The 19,669-nt window shown below is 44.2% G+C and carries 13 protein-coding genes; 7 read left to right on the top strand and 6 right to left on the bottom strand.

The genetic code is table 11. The features are described from left to right. From VIN08_RS12440 to VIN08_RS12425, 4 genes are all read left to right on the top strand, one after another. Positions 1 to 999 (top strand): TonB-dependent siderophore receptor (locus VIN08_RS12440; RefSeq protein ID WP_331965298.1); only part of this gene is annotated, 999 nt, incomplete at its 5' end. 25 nt (positions 1,000 to 1,024) lie between these two features. Then, positions 1,025 to 2,230, top strand: coding sequence for a PepSY-associated TM helix domain-containing protein (locus VIN08_RS12435; RefSeq protein WP_331965295.1), 1,206 nt, complete (start codon positions 1,025 to 1,027; stop codon positions 2,228 to 2,230). A 737-nt stretch (positions 2,231 to 2,967) separates the two neighbouring features. Next, complete coding sequence (locus tag VIN08_RS12430) at positions 2,968 to 3,393, top strand: YfiR family protein (RefSeq protein WP_331965292.1); 426 nt, start codon at positions 2,968 to 2,970, stop codon at positions 3,391 to 3,393. A 9-nt stretch (positions 3,394 to 3,402) separates the two neighbouring features. Further along, a complete protein-coding gene (locus VIN08_RS12425) occupies positions 3,403 to 5,349 on the top strand; it encodes a GAF domain-containing protein (RefSeq protein WP_331965289.1) in 1,947 nt (648 codons plus the stop codon). Positions 5,350 to 5,934: 585 nt separating this feature from the next. Here VIN08_RS12425 and msrA read toward each other — a convergent pair. The 6 genes from msrA to VIN08_RS12395 all read right to left on the bottom strand — a co-directional run bounded on the left by msrA (position 5,935) and on the right by VIN08_RS12395 (position 14,186). Next, positions 5,935 to 6,495 (bottom strand): peptide-methionine (S)-S-oxide reductase MsrA, encoded by a 561-nt coding sequence (gene msrA / locus VIN08_RS12420; RefSeq protein ID WP_331965286.1) that lies wholly within the window; start codon positions 6,493 to 6,495, stop codon positions 5,935 to 5,937. 213 nt (positions 6,496 to 6,708) lie between these two features. After that, positions 6,709 to 7,863: a hypothetical protein gene (locus tag VIN08_RS12415; RefSeq protein ID WP_331965283.1), complete on the bottom strand. Its 1,155-nt coding sequence runs from the start codon at positions 7,861 to 7,863 to the stop codon at positions 6,709 to 6,711. A gap of 40 nt (positions 7,864 to 7,903) precedes the next feature. Next, a complete protein-coding gene (locus tag VIN08_RS12410) occupies positions 7,904 to 9,100 on the bottom strand; it encodes an alpha/beta hydrolase-fold protein (RefSeq protein ID WP_331965280.1) in 1,197 nt (398 codons plus the stop codon). Further along, positions 9,097 to 10,443: an MFS transporter gene (locus VIN08_RS12405; RefSeq protein ID WP_331965277.1), complete on the bottom strand. Its 1,347-nt coding sequence runs from the start codon at positions 10,441 to 10,443 to the stop codon at positions 9,097 to 9,099. The genes VIN08_RS12410 and VIN08_RS12405 overlap by 4 nt, the downstream gene beginning before the upstream one ends. A 92-nt stretch (positions 10,444 to 10,535) precedes the next feature. Next, complete coding sequence (locus tag VIN08_RS12400; RefSeq protein ID WP_331965274.1) at positions 10,536 to 12,944, bottom strand: glycoside hydrolase family 31 protein; 2,409 nt, start codon at positions 12,942 to 12,944, stop codon at positions 10,536 to 10,538. A gap of 195 nt (positions 12,945 to 13,139) precedes the next feature. Then, on the bottom strand, positions 13,140 to 14,186 hold the full coding sequence (locus VIN08_RS12395; protein ID WP_331965271.1) for a LacI family DNA-binding transcriptional regulator: 1,047 nt from the start codon (positions 14,184 to 14,186) through the stop codon (positions 13,140 to 13,142). A 208-nt stretch (positions 14,187 to 14,394) separates the two neighbouring features. On the opposite strand from VIN08_RS12395, the gene VIN08_RS12390 reads away from it, so the two are divergent. The 3 genes from VIN08_RS12390 to VIN08_RS12380 all read left to right on the top strand — a co-directional run. Then, positions 14,395 to 17,427 carry a TonB-dependent receptor gene (locus VIN08_RS12390; protein ID WP_331965268.1) on the top strand — a complete coding sequence of 1,011 codons (3,033 nt, stop codon included), beginning with the start codon at positions 14,395 to 14,397 and terminating at the stop codon, positions 17,425 to 17,427. Positions 17,428 to 17,448: 21 nt separating this feature from the next. After that, positions 17,449 to 19,053 carry a RagB/SusD family nutrient uptake outer membrane protein gene (locus VIN08_RS12385; protein ID WP_331965265.1) on the top strand — a complete coding sequence of 535 codons (1,605 nt, stop codon included), beginning with the start codon at positions 17,449 to 17,451 and terminating at the stop codon, positions 19,051 to 19,053. A 68-nt stretch (positions 19,054 to 19,121) separates the two neighbouring features. Next, positions 19,122 to 19,669 (top strand): hypothetical protein (locus tag VIN08_RS12380; protein ID WP_331965262.1); only part of this gene is annotated, 548 nt, incomplete at its 3' end.

Raw genomic sequence — 19,669 nt, 5'->3', positions numbered from 1 at the left:
TCAGGTGGTACATACGATACGGTGAATGTAACACAGCCCATTGCCAACTACCGGACCTTTAACAGAAATAGCATGGACGCCATCTATATAAATGGAGGCTTCTCGTTTGTATACCCGATGATCTTCAAGTCGTATACCTATAGCGCATATGTATCCGATGTATTAAACCTGACCGATAACCTGATGGTGTTGGCTGCAGTACGTGTAGATCATTTCGATAACAAAGGAAACCTGGATGAAACTACCGGAAATATTATTGATGGTACGAGCTATAATCAAACAGCATTTGCTCCCAAGTTTGGTATCGTATATCAACCGATAAAGGATAAAGTATCGTTGTTTGCCAACTATCAGAATGGTTTTACCAACAAGACCGGTGCAGATTTTAACGGACGTTCTTTCAGACCGGAGCGAGCTAACCAGGTTGAAGGCGGTATTAAAGTAGATGCGCTCGGAGGAAAATTAACCGGTACACTCAGCTACTACGATATACAGGTGAGAGATCTTGTACGTACGGATCCGGCTCATCCAAACTTCTCTATACAGGATGGAACGCAGGTAAGTAAAGGTATTGAAGCAGAGATAGTAGCCAGTCCGTTGCAGGGCTTCAATATCATTGCCGGTTTTGCACACAACCACTCGGAGTTTACCAAGTCAGACGAAGATGTGGCCGGTCGCAGACCCAACACTGCCGGAGCTCCCAACGCAGCAAACTTCTGGGCAAGCTATACTTTGCAATCGGGAGGAGTAAAAGGTCTAGGCTTTGGCTTTGGCGGAAACTATGCGAGCGATAACAAAGTAGTTAACAGTGCCAGCATCGGTGAGTTTACCTTACCGGCCTATACTGTGTTGAACGCTACTGTTTTCTATGATCAAACAAAATTCAGAATAGGATTGAAAGTAGACAACCTGACGAACGAGCACTACTGGATTGGATACTCAACCGTGAATCCGCAAAAACTGAGAAGCGTAACAGGAAGCGTTACCTTCCGCTTTTAACGAAAACTGATCTTAACAACAGGAGATGACTTTTAAGAAAGTTATAGGAAAACTTCACCTCTGGCTCGGACTAACGTCCGGGCTAGTGGTTTTTATAATTGCTGTTACAGGCTGCATCTATGCCTTTCAGGTAGAAATACAAGATATGACGCAGCCATACCGTTTTGTCGAGATACAAGATAAAGCTGTTTTGCCTCCATCACAGTTAAAGGCTATTGCCGAATATGAATTACCGGGAAAGAAGATTCATGCCGTGCTATACGATAAACCCGGTAAATCAGCGCAGGTTATATTCTATAGCTTCGAGTCGGAGTATTATTACTTTGTATACCTGAACCCCTATACCGGTGAAGTATTAAAAGTGAAAGATGAGAATGCGGATTTCTTCCGCATTGTATTGATGGGGCATTTTTATCTTTGGCTTCCACCATCCATTGGTCAGCCGGTGGTAGCATCGGCCACACTCATCTTTGTTGCGATGCTCATCTCCGGAATTATACTTTGGTGGCCTAAGAACCAGGCGGCAGCGAAGCAACGATTCAGTATTAAATGGAGTGCACGCTGGCGCAGAAAGAATTACGATCTGCATAATGTGCTGGGCTTCTATGCAACATGGATTGCTATCATACTTGCCACTACAGGTTTGGTCTGGGGTTTTCAATGGTTTGCCAAAGGATTCTATACGTTAGCAGGAGGAGAGAAGTCGTTACTATATATAGAGCCAACATCCGATACTGCAGCGATAGCACAGGCAGGCATGCCGGCTATCGATCGTATCTGGTTGCAAATGAAGTCTCAACATCCTGAGGCCGAAATATTGGAAGTACACATTCCGGAAACGAAAACATCTCCGATCGCAGTAACGGTTAATGCCGATGCACGAACGTACTGGCAGTCAGACTACCGTTTCTTTGATCAGTATACATTAAAAGAACTTTCAGTAGACCATATATATGGAAGGTTGGGCGATGCTGCAGGTGCAGATAAACTTCTGCGTATGAACTACGACATCCATGTGGGAGCTATATTGGGTCTTCCGGGAAAGATACTCGCGTTTATGGCGAGCCTCCTCTGCGCCAGCCTTCCGGTAACCGGTGTATGCATCTGGTGGGGAAGAAGAAAGAAGCAGGCCGATGAGTTGGATGAAGAACCTCAGCGGGAAAAGAAAACACACCGGTCATCTGTGGCTTTTGCCAAACCCGTTATCAGGCCGAGACGTGAAAAAGTCTGAAGTATAAATGACCTTTTGAAGTGATGACGTGTGACGGTTGTCGCTTCCTTTTTTTCTGTTTGCCAACAAACGCTGTGAACTCTTACAGTTCATCATGGAATGTCTTTGGTCTTTAATTATAGATGATGAGACCATTTTTTAATGAAGAGAAAGCATCTGTGGTGTTGTTTTTATGTAATTTTTACGAGGAAGATCAGCATGTTTTTGAAGATGCATGTTCGATGGTTTCCGGATGAAAGGTTGCTCTTCATGAAGAGAGGAGAGCATACAGATGAAAGTGTCCCAAACTGCGCCTGAAATATAGTTCTTTCGTCTCGTTTTGGGGCGCAGCAATAGCCGTCAACTTTAGTCGTCAAGACTAAAATCGAATCAGTTTGAATCCAAGAGGCTCTTTTTACTTACCGATATGAGAGCTTTAGCAAACGCGATGCCTGCACGGAATATCATTAATATGATAGGTGCCTGAACAGGTTCGTATCACCTCGTTTTTCACTTGTAAGATATAGATCGAAATGCTAAATTTTACCTTGCCATCAAAACTGGCTGACTTCTTGCAATACATGGCCAATGTATTAGAAAGCACTAATTTTTAAACATTTTAATCTATGGGCCAGCATATTTTTGCATGCTTATCAAAGAAGCAGTATAATTACCGAAGCATGAAGAGAGTCTCAGTCATTTTGCTTTTTCTACTGATTCAGATAGCTGGTTATTCCCAGACGCATAAGTTTCAATCAGTGTTTATCTACAGCTTTACGCGCTATGTACAATGGCCGGATGCTTATAATGAAGGCGACTTCGAAATACTGGTGTTGGGAGATTCACCTATCCTTGATGAACTCAGGAACATGGCCCAAACTAAAAAGGTAAGTGGCGATCGTTCTATAAAAGTGACGAAGATTAACGCACCCACTGAGATAAGGAAATGTAATATTCTGTACGTTCCCTCCAATAAATCATCTCAAATAGACAATGTACTGGCAAAGGTTAACGCGATGCCTATATTAATTGTAACCGAAGAGCCGGGACTTGGCTTGAAGGGAAGCAATATCAATTTTATTGTGAAAGATGGTAAATTGGCGTTCGAATTAAACCAGGCATCCATTAGCAAGAAAAACTTAAGAATAAGTAATGAATTGTCGCGACTGGCAATCATGATCTAATACCTACCTATGGAAGAAAAAGATAAAAGGAGATTTCGCTTTCGGTTAACCATCGGGAATAAGATCCTCGGTGGTTTTCTAATTTTGATAGTGCTGTTCGTTGTGAACGGTGGTATAATTTTTTGGAAAGGCAATGAGATTAATAATGTTGTAAACAGTTCGAGCCAGATATACCGTCCATCACAGGATGCTATCAAGGAGTTTGTTCTCCTGGTAACGCGATCAAAAATGTTGGTAACAAACTGGGTATATCTGCAAACCAACCAGGAAGATAAGAACGCTCTTCGCCAGCTTCAGGATTACGATTACCCGGCATTGCGCGAAAAGATCACCAAGCTGATGCCCACCTGGGAGAGTGATAGCCAACGCGCTTGGATGGACACCGTGTTTTTAAAGTTCGATACACTGATCAATGATGTGCAGAAGAAATCTGTAATGGCTAACCTGCAGTCATTTGAAAACTATGAAGATCCACTCACCAAGCTGTTAGCAGAAGATGCCGTTGAAAGCCAGGTAATTCCCCGCACAACAGACCTGATCAACAGACTGAATCGTATTGCCAAGAAGCAAGACGATGTAACGGAGAGATCGGATGCCGAAATAAAAGATTCCATCAAGAGTCTTCAGACCTATACATTGGTACTTGGTACCAGTATTATCATCATTGGATTGTTAAGTGCCTTGTTCCTGAGGCGCAGTATTACCCGACCAGTCAACTTCCTCAAGAATGTGGTGGTTAAACTTGGTAAGGGTGAACTGGTGGAAGAGAAGCAGGCACAGGCAAGTAATGATGAAATAGGAGAGATGGCCACTGCAATGGATAATCTCGTAACCGGTTTGAAGTCAACGAGCTTGTTTGCTGAGAATATAGGAAATGGTAATTACCAGATGGACTTCCAGCCTCTCAGTGAGCACGATGTATTGGGTAACGCGCTGATCAACATGCGTAACAACCTTTCCAAAGTATCGGAAGACGATAAGAAACGTAACTGGGCAACAGAAGGTCTGGCGAAGTTCGGTGAGATTCTGCGTACCAATAACAGTGACCTTGGTAAACTGTCGGATGAGATCATTGGTAACTTGGTGAAGTACCTCAAAGCGAATCAGGGGGCCCTATATATAGTGGATGATACGGCTGCTGATGAAGAAGCAACCATGTCTATGAAGGCTTGCTACGCCTGGGATAAAAAGAAATTCCTGAATCATAAGATCTATAAAGGTGAAGGACTTGCCGGCCAGGCATGGCAGGAAGGTGATACTGTTTACCTGACTGAAGTACCTCAGAACTATGTGAAGATCGTATCCGGATTAGGGGATGCGAATCCTACCAGCGTGTTGATCGTTCCGCTGAAAGTAAATGAGCAGATCTTTGGTGTGGTGGAGATCGCTTCTTTTAATGTCTTCCAGGATTTTGAAATAGAGTTCGTACAAAAGATCGCTGAAAGTATAGCATCTACTATCTCCACTGTGAAGATCAACGCGCGTACACAGCGCCTGTTGGAAGAATCACAAGAGATGACCGAGCAGATGCGCGCGCAGGAGGAAGAGATGCGCCAGAACATGGAAGAGCTCCAGGCTACACAGGAAGAAATGCAGCGTAGCCAGGCGGAAACAGAAAGCACGTTAAACGCTATACACGGCTCGCTGGCAGTAGCAGACTATAATGCTGACGGAACTATCAATAAAGTGAATAGCAACTTCCTGGAGCTGTTTGGATACACGCAGGACGAAGTTGTTGGTGAGCACCACCGCATACTGGCCACCAAAGAAGAAAAGAACAGTGAAGAATACCGTCAGTTCTGGAGAGACCTCAGTTCAGGTTATCCGAAGAAAGGATCGTTCAAACGCATTAACCGTAAAGGAGAAATCATCGCCATTCGTTCCAGCTTCTCGCCGATCAAGAACCGTTCAGGTGAAGTAGTGAAAGTAATGGAGATTGCTTACGAGTTAAAGTAATTTTTAAGGAATCACTTTAGTGAGTATATATCAGGAAAGGAGCTTCGGCTCCTTTTTTGTTTTTGTTCCGTTGGTATTCAAAAAAAGCTGCTGGCTTCTGGCTACAAGCTAGAGGTGTATATCCGGGATTTGTAGCGTCTTTTATACTTCGACATTCGTTATTCGATGTTCCTTGTTCGATATTCCAATTCAATTATTGGTTAATCGTGAATTGAGATTTATACATGGGAAATATATACTACTAAGATAGAGTTCAGGGATATTCGACTTGAAGAAAGCTCATCTCTATTGGATGGCAGAGATCAGCGCATTATACGAATAACTAATAACGTTTAACGGATAACTTCCAATGGAGCCCCAATAAATAACAGCCACACAACTATATTCTGATAAAGCCGGTATTGCTAAAATAATATATAGGTATAGCACCGAAATGTATATATAGTATAAAGTATAGAACGCAAAAAAGCCCAGCGTCTCTGGGCTTTTTTGTTTTACCTAAACCTAAACCTATGAGAAGAATTACTCTACTCACTGTAGTCTAACGTAGACTATAGGGAGAGGTTTCAGCGGTTGAAAAAAAATCTAAGATTTTTTCAACTTATGTTTAAACACTTTGCGAAACTTCTCCAGCTTGGGTTGAATCACATAAGAACAGTAAGGCGCATTACCATTCAGGTTATAATAATTTTGATGATAATCTTCTGCTTTATAGAATACTGTATAGGGCACTATCTCCGTTACTATAGGATTGCTGAAGATGCCTTCTTCATCCAGCTCTGCTTTATACTTTTCCGCGAGTTGCTTTTGCTCTTCGTTGTGATAGAATACTGCAGAACGATACTGTGTTCCTTCATCCGCACCCTGACGGTTTAATGTAGTAGGGTCGTGTGTCTTCCAGAAGATTTCCAGTAATTCATCGTAGCTAACTTTTGCAGGATCGTAGTGAAGCTGTATAACTTCTGCATGGCCCGTAAGGCCGCTGCATACTTCCTTGTATGTAGGGTTCTTTACATGGCCCCCTGCATAGCCGGACTCAACTTTTTCTACGCCTTCTACATTTTGAAAAACAGCTTCGGTGCACCAAAAGCAGCCGGAGCCAAAGGTTGCTAGTGCCAGACCTTCTCTCACTGGTTCGTTTGCCATAGTTGATGTTGATTGTTTACTTTTTTGCCCACAAGAACTGCCGGCTATCATCAGTGCGATTGCCAGCATAGCGATGTTAAACTTCATTGTTGTAATGGGTTTTATATTTACTTAACCTAATTACGAACAAAATGGTTTGAGTGGATGTACCGATTTGTCGGCCAGCCAACATATATACTGAATAGAGATCTATAGCAGTATAAAGTAACGCGCTTAATAGTTCTGGTAGAACGAACGAATAGAAGGAATCAACTGATTGTAGATCGGTTTGGTAAACTCGAGAAACAAGTCCTGAGGAACAGGAGGTTGTTGTTCGCGAAGTTTGCAGAGCGCCAGTTGCTGATCGCTCAGTGCACGGTCATCTCCATTGAAGCGAGCCCACTGACTTACCCACGCATATTCACCGGTAAATTTACGATGTGTTAATACGCCATTGGTTTTACCATCAACGATCACCATGCTAAGTAAACCTGATGACAGTACTTCCTTACGATAGGTATTCAGCTTAGCTTTCACGGTGTTATATACCGGTATTACTTTACCATCTACCTTGGCTTCACCAACTTTTACACTGTCGCGGGTAACAACTTCTTCCTTTTCTTTCAGCACAGAATTGCCAACCGAGAAATCATCAAACTGAATGCGCATGATCTGATCGGCATAGGGCAGACTTACCGCCTTGGCTTCTTCCGGAGTATAGAATTTTATAAAGGTTTGCTCGGTATAATTGGTGTGGAGAAATTCTTCAACCTTATCCTGGAAGAACCCGCCACTCAGGTTATAGCGTGCAGGAACAGGGATCTGTTCTACTACGATCTTCAGAGTCGCTTCATACTTGGCTTTGTCCAGGTACTCGATTACATCTTTATAGCCTGACACATAGGTTTGAGCATCCACGAAATTGAAGTATGCACGCTTGGCATCATTTCGGTTGCCTTTCATCAAGGCCTCTATACCAGCGTTATAGCTTTCGTCTGCAGCCTTTTCTTTCAGCGGGCCTATCTCGTTATAATAATTTACCGGGCTCTTTACAGCCTTCATACAGCCCGGACATTGACGGATGGCTTCATACATCTGGTTGATGGTATTGTAAGCCTGTATCGCATTCTTCCATTTGAAATTGGAATTAGAGGCAACCTCATTTTTGGCTTGCGTTTCATAAAATTCTACTGCCAGCGGATAGGCATTCTTTAGCGTTTCCAATGATTTGGAGTGATCCGGATTCTGTCTTAGCCGGCTCACAGATTTCATTACGGCCTCGTAATAATCTCCGCGCTCATACGCTTTTTTGCCAGAGCTACAGCTAGTTATGTATACTGTTACAGCAATTACCAGGAATACAGAGAGTAGTAGACGTCCAAGTTTCATAGTCAAGCAAGGGGATAGTAGAATTATGGCCCGAATTTAATCAGTTGGCGGGGAAAAAGTAAATGAGAATATCATCGGTCAGGTCGCGCCAGTTTCCCCAGGAGTGTCCCTGGTTCACTTCGCGGAACTGATAGGTGCAGGTATTTTTGTTTAGCAGTGTTTTCATTTTTTCGGCACCTTCCCGGGTATCATTAATCGTGCCGGTAGTCATGAAGATTTTTACCGGTGGTTTTTCCGGATTCTCGCATAAAGTATATATCTCGGGCTTAAACCAGAATGCTGGTGATTGAATACCGGCCAATCCAAAAAGATTAGGGCGCGAGAAGGCAAAGTATGCTGCCGTCAATCCACCCATCGATGTACCCAGTATAGCACGGTCTTTCGGATCGATCGATACCATGTACTGCTTCTCAATCTTTGGTATCAATTCGGTTGTGATAAAAGCCAGGTAGCCCGAATTCATCGCGAGCTCCTGCATTCTCCGGTTGTTCGAGCGATTAACCGGTTCGCGATGATCTATGAATACTGCGATAACGGGTTTAATCTTTTTTAGGTGAATAAGGTTATCGAGTATAACAGGCATGTTGCCCATTTGCTCGTGCATATACTCATAGCCATCGGTAATATAAATGATCGGGTAGATGGTACGTTGTGCGGGGTTAAAACCAGGCGGAGTATAGATGCTATACGTTACCTGGTAGCCAAGTAACGCGCTGTTGATGAGAATGTCTTTCTGGATCTTGCCGCGCTGTATACCCTCCATTGGTTCAGTAACCGGATCTGCCGCCCAGCGGGGCATGCGTAACTCGGAGTTAGGACTTCCACCACCAACACCCGACCATTGCTGGTGGGTATTTACCGGATCGAGCAGCCAGGTAGATTCGTTCACTACAATTTTGTAATCGAGCCTTGCATCAGCAGGGAAGGAGGTCTTGAGTATCCAGATGTTGGTGTTCGGTATACGTGTTCCTTTGTTGTGAAAATTCTTGTCATATCCCCAGCCGTTGAAGTCGCCCATCCAGGCAACGCTGTTGGCTTCTCCGCGATATAAAAATGCCACAGAGTCGCCTATAGCAAAGGGAATCTGCTCTTTGCTTACCAGCAGATCATATTGCTTTTCAGCTTCTGCAGCACTGGTATAAAAAGTACGAATGGTTTTGGTAAAGTACGAATAGTCTTGTGCATACACATTGCCACATAACAAGACAACGGTGAGATATAGTATAGTTCTGATCATAGTCGTACAACATCGTCCTGGTCTTTAACAAACCGAACGCAGAAGGCTGCTATCAACAGAAACACACCCGCCATAACAATACTATAGATAGCATGCGAGCCGTAAATATACTTTACGATCGGTCCGCCTACAATACCATTTATGATCTGCGGTAGAGTGATGAAGAAATTAAACACACCCATGTAAATTCCCATCTTGTAAGGAGGGATCGAACCCGCCAGTATAGCATACGGCATGGCCAGTATACTTGCCCACGCAAAACCAACTCCGATCATCGACAGGACCAGGAGCTGAGGATCGTGAATGAAATAAATCGAGATCAATCCTATACCACCGGCCGTGAGCGAAACGGCATGCGTTAATTTTCTACCAATCTTTTTAGCAATGGCAGGAAGAAACAATGCATATATAGCGGACACACCGTTGTAAATACCAAAGAGCCCGCTTACCCAGTTACCGGCATCCTGGTAACTTTCAGAAGAAGTATCACTCATGGGCAATCCATATACGTGCGTAGCAATGGCGGATGTACTGAACACCCACATGGAGAACAATGCGAACCATGAAAAGAATTGAACCAATCCTAACTGTTTCATAGTGGCAGGCATACCGGCAAAGTCTGCAACGATCTGACTTAATCCTTTTTTGTCTGATGAAGCATGCGCATCCTTCAGGTGTTCATCCGGTGGATATTCTTTGGTAGTAGTAACTGTCCAGAGTATAGCAATGAGGAAAGATATAGCACCAACGTAAAAGGATAGTGTTACATTATAGGGAACTTCTCCGGCCGGTGCAGTTTTCGCTACACCAAAAAACTCGGCAAATATATAGGGCAGCCATGAACCAAGTACAGCACCTATACCGATCAGAAAAGTCTGAATAGAGAAACCAAGTGTACGCTGATCAGAAGGAAGCAGATCGGCCACCAATGCGCGGAACGGCTCCATCGCTACATTGAACGATGCGTCCATGATCATTAATATACCGGCTCCTGCATATAATGCCGGGAGTATATGTACCAGTACATCAGCATTGGGCATGAACATCAATGCTATAGATGCAATGATAGCCCCGGCTAAAAAGTAGGGTCTTCTTCTTCCTAATGAAGTCCACGTGCGATCGCTATAGTATCCGATGATCGGTTGAATGATCATGCCTGTGAGTGGAGCAGCCAGCCAGAACCAGGAGAGGTGCTCAACATCGGCACCAAAGATGCCGAGTATACGTGACGCATTTCCGTTTTGTAATGCAAAGCCAAACTGAATTCCGAAGAACCCGAAGCTCATGTTCCAGATTTGCCAGAAGCTCATGCGAGGCCGTTGCAAGGTAGCGTGCGTGCTCATGAAGGTAGATTAGTTCAATCGATTGTAGATGTGCTAAAGTCAATAAAATCTGTATCAATACCAATTTTTACTGACAATTGCCATCAGAATAATCACCACTGTATAGTGATCGGTCCGGTTGAATATTCAATTTCAAGACTGTGCACGTTTTCCTGTGGAGCCGGCTCCGGATCGAAGAACGGATCGAATTTTTCCAGCGCAGCAAAGAACTGGTTTACATCGTTGATCACCGCTACCGGATTTCCATTCACCAACGCCTGGGCTAGGGTTCCGTCAAATCCATGCAATACCACTTTCAGTTTTCGAACTGGCGACACGTATGTGCCTTCCGTTGCATTGATGATAAACATGCGCTCATGTGGACGATACTCCAGCAAACGCTTGGCGAATCTACCTTCCTGGTATTGGAACGTGCTGCCGTCATCTTCATAGTGTATAAATGATGTATTTTGTTTGCCGGCATATACATGCAGTATTAAATGATCGCTCACTTCTTTGGTGCTCGACTGCACGGGTTTCATAGGAAGTATAGCACCACCTTTAACAAATACAGGCAAACGATGTACAGGGCACTCAACAATAACTTCGGATTGTCCAGCATATTTTTGTCCGTTATACAGCGAATACCAATCGCCTTCCGGGAAATATACTTTTACAAATTCTTTGTTGCTTTCAGCAGGCGCTACCAGTATAGAAGGACCGAGTAAAAATTGATTGTGAAACTGTCCGTCATAAATTTTCCAGTCGTGTGTATAATCGATAGCAAGCGAGCGTTGCACCGGTATACCGGTTGTGCTGGCATCGTAGAACAAAGAGTATATATAGGGCAACAGCTGATACCGGAACTTGATATAGTTACGCGAGATTTGTTCTACTTCTTCGCCATACGCCCACGGTTCTGAGTCGCGACTGTTGATCATGGAGTGACCGCGGAAGAAAGGAGAGAAGGCTCCGATGGAAACCCAGCGAGCAAAAAGCTTTGAGTTGGCATCGCCTACAAATCCGCCTACATCATAGCCTGCGAATGCTATACCACTCAATCCCATACTGTTCACCAGTCGTACGCCGAGCAGCATGTGTTCATCGTACGCTACGTTATCGCCTGTCCATACAGCGGCATAGCGTTGCACTCCGGAGAAACCAGAACGTGTGAGGTTGAACGGACGTTTCCCTTTCAGTAATGCTTTGGCACCTTCGTATGTACTGCGGGCCATCTGCATGCCATATATATTTCGGCCTCTGCGCATAGAGGCTTTGTTGCCTTCGAAGTCGAGCTCTATATTTTCGGGGATCATCTGTCCCCAGGTAGCGATCTCGTTCATGTCATTCCAGAAACCCTCCACACCAATGTTCACATAATCGTGAAATTGCTTCTGCCACCACAGGCGTGTTTTAGGATTTGTAAAGTCAGGGAAGTGACACCAGCCTGGCCAAACCTGCCCGGTATAATTAGTACCATCCTGGTATTTTATGAATACATCTTCGCGTATACCTTTATCGTAGGTGTCGTATCCTTCTTCTACTTTTATACCCGGGTCGCACATTACCACAACGTGAAAGCCCATGCGCTGTAGTTGTACAAGCAGTTCTTTCGGATCCGAGAAATCGCGTTGACTCCAGGTAAAGATCTTGTACTGATCCATGTAGTGGATATCAAACACAATTGTATCAGCCGGTATATCTTTTTCGCGGAACGTGCGCGCGAGTGTTAATACTTCCTTATCCGGATAGTAGCTGTAGCGACATTGCTGATAACCTATACTCCACAGCGGAGGCATCTCCATGCGGCCGGTGAGGTGAGTATATTGTTGAATGATCTCGCCAACAGAATTTCCGTGAATGAAGTAATAATTCATCTCACCGGAGTCGGCAGCAAAACTTGTAAAGCGATTGTTGGATGCCCCGAAATTGAAAAATGATTTGTGCGAGTTATCGAAGAATATACCATACGATAATCCATTGTGCACACCAATGTAGAAAGGTATAGAACAATATAGCGGATCAGAGCCGGGAGAGTATGCAAAGTTATCGGTGTTCCAGTTTTGATAGCCATTGCCTTTGCGATCGAGCGGACCTGTTTTCTCACCAAGACCGATGAAGCGTTCACCGGCTTGCATCTTCTTGTAGGTCGTTATCTGTTCGCCATTCCAGCTTGTTCCAAAACCTTGATCATCTTCGTTGATGGGTTGATTATCGAGTGTATAAAAACTGAAGCGCACAGGATTTTTGGTAATGCGCATCTTGAACTTGGAAGTAACAACCTCCAATGCATCGGTGTGTTCTGTTACTGTGGGTTGATAGGATGGAGAAGCAACCACAGAATAAGAAAAGTCTTCAAATGTATCGGCTTGGGTAACGGAAATGCGTGTAATGCCCTCGTTATAAAATTGAATTTGAAACCGCCCGTGAGAAGTTTCTCCAACCAGTGCATGCTTGATATTTTTCCAGTGAGTTAACGATCCTAAACTTTTGCTGAGAGGGGAATTGATTGTTCTTGACATGTTGTGTTAAACCTTAATAAACAGTTCAAGTAAAATTAATTCGACACACTTAACCTACGAAGGGCAGACACTAAAAAACAGAAATCGATTGCGGCAACTGGTTAGGGAAAGATATGATACGCATAAAAAAGAAAGTCCTGAATGAAAATTCAACATATGAACTCATTCAGGACTTCGCTTTCGAACGATACAGACTTATTTCTTTTTACCTTTTTTCAAAGATGATTCGCGTACAATCAGGCGAGTCTTCAATACTTTGGTTTCAGGTGTCGGATCGGTATTGTCTTTCGATTTCACTTCGATCTGGCGGATCAACAGCTTGGCAGCTTCTTGTCCCATTTCAAATCCGGGTTGATCCACAGAAGTCAATGGTGGTTCAAGCAACGCGCTGAAGAACCAGTTACTAAAACCGGCAACCGCTATATCTTTTGGTATCTTCAGACCCGCTTCTTTTATAGCTTGCATAGCACCCATAGCAGCAGGGTCGTTGGTAGCGAAGATTGCATCCGGAGGATTTTCCATCTTCAGTAATTTTTCGGTAGCAGCTTTACCTTCTTCAATGGTACCCAGCGGGCACGACATGATCAGGTCTCTGTTAACCGGTATACCACTTTCATTCAAAGCTTCAAGATATCCTTCCAGGCGCTGCTTGGTAATGCCCAGGTTAGGAGGGCCTTCCAGGTGAGCAATGCGATTACATCCTTGTTCAATCAGGTGAAGCGTGGCATCTTTAGCACCACTCAGGTCATCTACAATTACTTTACTCGATGTAGGTGTATCATATACACGATCGAAGAATACCATCGGTACACCTTTGGCAAGTGTAGCATCAATGTGTTCGAATGTACTTGTCTCGCGTGATAGAGAGATCAGCATACCATCCACTCGGCTGTTGAACAAAGCTTTGATGTCAGTCTTCTCGCGTTGCAATGATTCATTAGACTGTGTGATGATCACATTGTATCCTGCGCTGTAGGCTACATCTTCTATACCGCTGATAACAGTTGAGAAGAAGAAGTGCACGATTTCAGGAATGATCACACCAATCGTATTCGTCTTGCTCTGTCGCAGACTCAGCGCAACGATGTTGGGTTGGTAGTTCAGCTTTTCAGCAAGTTCGTTCACAGCTTTCTTCGTCTCCGGACTGATGTCAGGATGATCTTTCAGTGCTCTGGAAACGGTTGATGGGGAGATGCCCAGCTCGCGGGCAATGTCCTTAATGGTTACCTGATTGTACTTCATATTGCAAGTTTACAACTATCCGTTTAAACTCCGCAACGTTTGCGCAACTTTTTTCGCAACTTCGCAAACGAATGCGACTCCGATTACGACTCCGATTTCGTGAATTTTTATCGCTTATTTTGAATTTTGAATGGGGTTTGACAATACTTTTCACTCAAAGTAGGGTAGAATCCTGCTTTTAATTTAACCATTAACCAACGAACAACCTATGATGAAACTTTATCAAGCAACCCAAAAAGTTCTCGTCATCGTGCTGCTCTTCGCGTGTGTACAGGTACAGGCGCAGAGCGTGAAGATTACCGGAAAGGTAATTTCTACCGATGATGGAACCTCTCTTCCTGGTGTGAGTATCGTGGAGAAAGGATCAACCAACGGAACCGTAACAGATGCCGATGGTCGTTATTCCCTCAATGTTGGAGAGAACGCTACACTCGTTTTTTCTTTTGTCGGATTTACTACTCAGGAAATATCTGTGGCAGGAAGATCTGTCATTGATGTGTCTCTGAACGGAGATGTTACAGCACTGACGGAAGTCGTAGTGGTTGGATATGGACAACAGGAGAAGAAAGATGTAACCGGCGTTGTTGCTGCTGTTGATAACAAAGCTTTTAACCGCGGTGCTATTGTATCGCCTGATCAATTGATCACAGGTAAAATTGCCGGTGTACAAATTTCTCCGGCCAGTGGTGAGCCGGGCGTTGGTTCAAGTATACGCATTCGCGGAGGTACTTCAATCACAGCCAGTAACGAACCGCTTTATGTGATTGATGGTGTACCCGTGGCGTCTGACGGTACCGTTGCAGGACGCAATCCGCTCAACTTCATCAACCCGAATGATATTGAAACGTTCACGGTGTTGAAAGATGCATCGGCAGCTGCGATCTATGGTTCGCGTGCTGCCAACGGTGTAATCATCATTACTACGAAAAAGGGAAAGAGTGGCGCTCCTTCATTAACCTACGATGGCTTCTATTCTGTTGGTACAGTTGCCAAACGTTATGATGTATTCAATGCCGATCAATTCCGCTCAGTAGTAACAGCAAAAGCTCCGGGCAATCTTCAGTTCCTGGGAAACAACAATACTGACTGGCAGGATGAAATTTTCAGTAAGGCTATAGGATCAAGTCATACACTTTCGCTTTCCGGTGGAACGGATAAATTAAATTATCGTGCATCCGTAGGACACCAAGAGCAAGATGGTATTATCAATACTTCTTATACCAAGCGTACAAACTTCTCGCTGAATCTCGGCCAGAATTTTTTGAATGATGATCTCACCGTAAATATCAGTGTGAAAGGTGCACAGACCGAAGATCGTTATGCACCCGGTGTTATCGGCATGGCGTTAGCGTACGATCCAACGCAACCGGTATACGATGCACAAAGTCCGTTCGGTGGTTATAACGAATGGTATGATGTAAAAGATGGTAAACGTATACCGGTGTTTCAGGCAACCAGCAATCCGGTAGCCGAATTGAATCTTACCAATGATGTTGGGCGAGTGTTCCGCAGTCTTGGAAATATACAGGCCGACTATAAACTACGGGCTATACCAGGCTTGCGCTTCAATGTAAATTTAGGCTACGATGTAACGCGTGGTCAGCGTAAAACTTTCCGTCCAAGCTATCTGAAATCAGAAGTGTCTCCTGATACCGGAAAGATCACGATACAGAACCCTTATAAATATGCCAAGCTGTTTGAAGGATATGTAAACTATAAGAAAGATCTAACTTCTATCAACAGCAAGATCGATGTAACAGCCGGTTACTCATGGCAGGAATTTTATTCTGAGCTGCAGGGCTTTGATGCTACACGTTTAACTACGAACATCTACGGTGCAGATAACCCTAGCGTTGCCAAGCAAACTATACCGTTCAATCCGTTCCCGCAAAACAAACTCGAGCCATACGGAACGAACAGACTGATATCATTCTTCGGCAGAGTAAATTATTCGTACAAGGATAAATATTTGTTTACCGCCAATATCCGCAGAGATGGGTCAACACGCTTCGGTCCGCTGAAACGCTGGGGCTTGTTCCCGTCTGCGGCATTTGCGTGGCGCATCATCGATGAAACATTCCTGGAAACATTACAGAATACATTCAGTGATCTGAAGTTGAGAGTAGGTTATGGTATAACCGGTAACCAGGATGGCATCAAGAACTATACTTACCTGCCATCCTATACTACCAGTAACCAGACGGCACAATATCAATTCGGTAATTCGTATGTGAGTACGATACGCCCTTCCGGTTATGATGACAAACTACAGTGGGAGCAAACAGCTTCGCTAAATATAGGTCTTGACTTTGGTGTACTTAATGGAAGACTCACTGGTTCTATTGATGCATACCAGAAGAATACTTCTAAACTTTTATTTACACGCGCAGTACCTCCCGGTGCTAACCTGACGAACCAGATCGTTACCAACATTGGTAAAGTAAAGAATCAGGGTATAGAATTAACCTTGAACGCAGTGGCTATCGATAAAGGTGATCTCACCTGGAATGTAGCTTTCAACGTAGCGTATAACAAGAACAAGATTGTTGCACTGGATGGAAGCGATGATCCTAAATTTAAAGGATATACCACCGGTGATATTTCCGGAGGTGTAGGTAACAAAATACAAATCCTGAAAGTAGGACAACCGGTAAACGCATTCTATGCTTACAAGCAAAAGTATGATGAGAACGGAAACCCGGTAACCGACAACAACGGTAACGCTACACTGGCCGATATGTATGAAGATGTGAATGGCGATGGTAAAGTAGATTCAGACGATCTGCGTCCGTTCAAGAAGCCTTCACCTTCCATGCTATATGGTCTTACATCGCAGTTGAACTATAAAGGGTTTGATCTTACGTTTACATTGCGTGCCAGCACGGGTAACTATGTATATAACAACGTAGCATCCAACTCCAGCTTCAAACGTGCGGCCGATCCGTTCCGCCCGGTAAATATGATTACCGATGTATTGAAGACAAACTTCTTCAATCCACAATACTTCTCGGACTACTATATCGAAGATGCTTCTTTCCTGCGCATGGATAACATTACACTGGGTTATTCCTTCAAGCAATTGCCCAGCACCATGCGTGTGAGAGTATATGGAACGGTGCAGAACCCGTTTGTGATTACCAAGTACTCGGGCCTCGATCCGGAAGCCAGCGTATCCGGCATCGACAACAATCTATACCCGCGTGCCAGAACCTATGTATTCGGCGTAAGTCTTGGCTTTTAATTATTACGAACGATGAACAACATGAAGACGATAATCAGAATATTATTCATAACAAGCTTTGTAGCGATCGTGGGATGTACAGACCTCGATGTTGCTCCTGAAAGCTCAGCAACAGCAGATCTTGTTTTTACAGAGCCTGCTGCGTATAAACAATTTCTCGCAAAGATATATGCGGGGTTAGCGATCAGTGGTCAACAAGGACCTGCCGGTGATCCGGATATCACAGGTATAGATGAAGGTTTCTCAACATACCTGCGTCAATATTGGAAAGCTCAGGAGCTTACTACGGATGAAGCAGTAATCGCGTGGAACGATGGTACATTGCCAACGTATCACTTGCATACCTGGACAGCACAAAATGAGTTTGTGAATGCGATGTTCAATCGTATCTATTTCCAGATATCCATGGCGAATGAATTTTTGCGTCAGACTACAGATGATAAACTTACTGCGCGAGGTAATACCGATGAGACTAAAGCAGAGGTAAAACAATTCCGTGCAGAGGTTCGCTTTCTGCGCGCGTTAAGTTACTGGCATGGACTGGATATGTTTGGAAATATACCCATCGTACCTGAATCCAATCCGGTAGGAACATCATCACCTAATCAGCCGGAGAATGGCAAGCTGGATGTATTCGCGTTGATTGAAAGTGAATTGAAAGATGTAGAAGCAGACATGGGTGATCCGGGCACAGTAGAATATGGCAGAGCTGATAAAGCAGCACTGTGGATGTTACTGGCCAAGCTATATCAGAACGCTAAAGTATATACCGGTACAGCAAAAGATACCGAGTCGCTTACGTATCTGAACAAGATCATCCAGTCTGGTATATATTCCCTGGCTACCGACTACCAGGATAATTTTTTGGCGGATAACAACAAATCACCAGAGATCATCTTCGCAGTAAACTTCGATGGTACCCATACACAAACCTATGGTGGTATGACCTTTCTGTGTCATGCATCTGTAGGAGGATCGATGGTGGCTGCTAACTATGGTCTTGATGGCGGATGGGCTGGCTTGCGTGCTACAAAGAACCTGGTAAATCTTTTTCCGGATGAAACCGGTGCTACCGATTCACGCGCTATATTTTATACCGCCGGTCAGTCAAAAGAAATTCCAAGTACACCGATCACATCCTTCAACGAAGGTTATGCAGTTCCCAAATTTGTGAACCTCACTTCCGATGGTGAGTCTGGTTCAAACTCTACATTCGTTGATAACGACTATCCGATGTTCCGCCTGGCAGATGTATACCTCATGTATGCTGAGGCCGTTGTGCGCGGAGGTTCCGGTGGCGATCAGAGCACGGCAGTAGGGTATATCAACCAGCTTCGTCAGCGTGCGTATGGTGATGCTACGGGCAACATTAGTGCAGCAAACCTTACGCTTGATTTCCTCATCGATGAAAGAGGAAGAGAATTATACTGGGAAGGTCATCGCCGTACAGATCTTGTGCGCTTTGGTCTGTTCACCACCAGCGATTCAGGCAACCCCCGGGCTATCTGGCCTTGGAAAGGTAACGTACCGGAAGGAAAAGAAACGGAAGCATTCCGCGATGTATTTCCGATACCAGCTTCGGCCAAGATTGCTAACCCAAGCCTGGAACAAAACTCTGGATATTAATCATGCTGCCGGAGTGGTACATCTATAGTGTGGCACTCCGGCAAGCTACATACTAAATATTGAGAAACATGAAATATATACTGATACTCTCAACCTTCATATCGCTGGTGGTTCTGTCTTCGTGCCAGGACGATATCGATGTGAACAATCTGACCAACTATCCGCCTGCTATTTTGAGCTATACACCCAAAACCAGCACCAAGATCGGAGGTTTCGATGTTAAAGTAATTTTTGCTGACGGTCCTTCGTCACCGCTCGCATCCGGAAGCATTACCCTGAAAGACAAAGATGGTAATGAAATATATACTACTTCAAAAACACTGGGTGGTGAACGTGATTCGATCTATGTGGAAGGAACTGCTTTTAACGCTTCTTCACTTGACTACGGAGATTATACACTGATAATTAAAGCGACTGATACCAAAGGTCAAGTAACAGAATCAACAACAACGTTCTCGATTGTTGATCAGCTATATCCTGCAAACAATGCCAAGATGTATATAGCCGGTGTATTTAACAGCTGGGGTGCCGATGAAATGGAACTGGTTGCAGCGAATACCTGGGAGATTAAAAATATAGACCTCGCAGGTGGTGCATTCAAGTTCAAGAATACAAC

The organism is Ohtaekwangia sp. (assembly GCF_036568665.1).
Taxonomy (GTDB): domain Bacteria; phylum Bacteroidota; class Bacteroidia; order Cytophagales; family Cyclobacteriaceae; genus Ohtaekwangia.
Note: the sequence above shows the minus strand (reverse complement) of the source record. Positions and strands in the feature narration are given on the sequence as shown.

What these genes read in the sequence shown, in the direction of transcription:
- VIN08_RS12435 (WP_331965295.1), top strand. Translation starts at nt 1,025, where the DNA reads ATGACTTTTAAGAAAGTTATAGGAAAACTTCACCTCTGGCTCGGACTA.
- VIN08_RS12425 (WP_331965289.1), top strand. Translation starts at nt 3,403, where the DNA reads ATGGAAGAAAAAGATAAAAGGAGATTTCGCTTTCGGTTAACCATCGGG.
- msrA (WP_331965286.1), bottom strand. Translation starts at nt 6,495, where the DNA reads ATGGCAAACGAACCAGTGAGAGAAGGTCTGGCACTAGCAACCTTTGGC.
- VIN08_RS12415 (WP_331965283.1), bottom strand. Translation starts at nt 7,863, where the DNA reads ATGAAACTTGGACGTCTACTACTCTCTGTATTCCTGGTAATTGCTGTA.
- VIN08_RS12410 (WP_331965280.1), bottom strand. Translation starts at nt 9,100, where the DNA reads ATGATCAGAACTATACTATATCTCACCGTTGTCTTGTTATGTGGCAAT.
- VIN08_RS12405 (WP_331965277.1), bottom strand. Translation starts at nt 10,443, where the DNA reads ATGAGCACGCACGCTACCTTGCAACGGCCTCGCATGAGCTTCTGGCAA.
- VIN08_RS12400 (WP_331965274.1), bottom strand. Translation starts at nt 12,944, where the DNA reads ATGTCAAGAACAATCAATTCCCCTCTCAGCAAAAGTTTAGGATCGTTA.
- VIN08_RS12395 (WP_331965271.1), bottom strand. Translation starts at nt 14,186, where the DNA reads ATGAAGTACAATCAGGTAACCATTAAGGACATTGCCCGCGAGCTGGGC.
- VIN08_RS12390 (WP_331965268.1), top strand. Translation starts at nt 14,395, where the DNA reads ATGATGAAACTTTATCAAGCAACCCAAAAAGTTCTCGTCATCGTGCTG.
- VIN08_RS12385 (WP_331965265.1), top strand. Translation starts at nt 17,449, where the DNA reads ATGAAGACGATAATCAGAATATTATTCATAACAAGCTTTGTAGCGATC.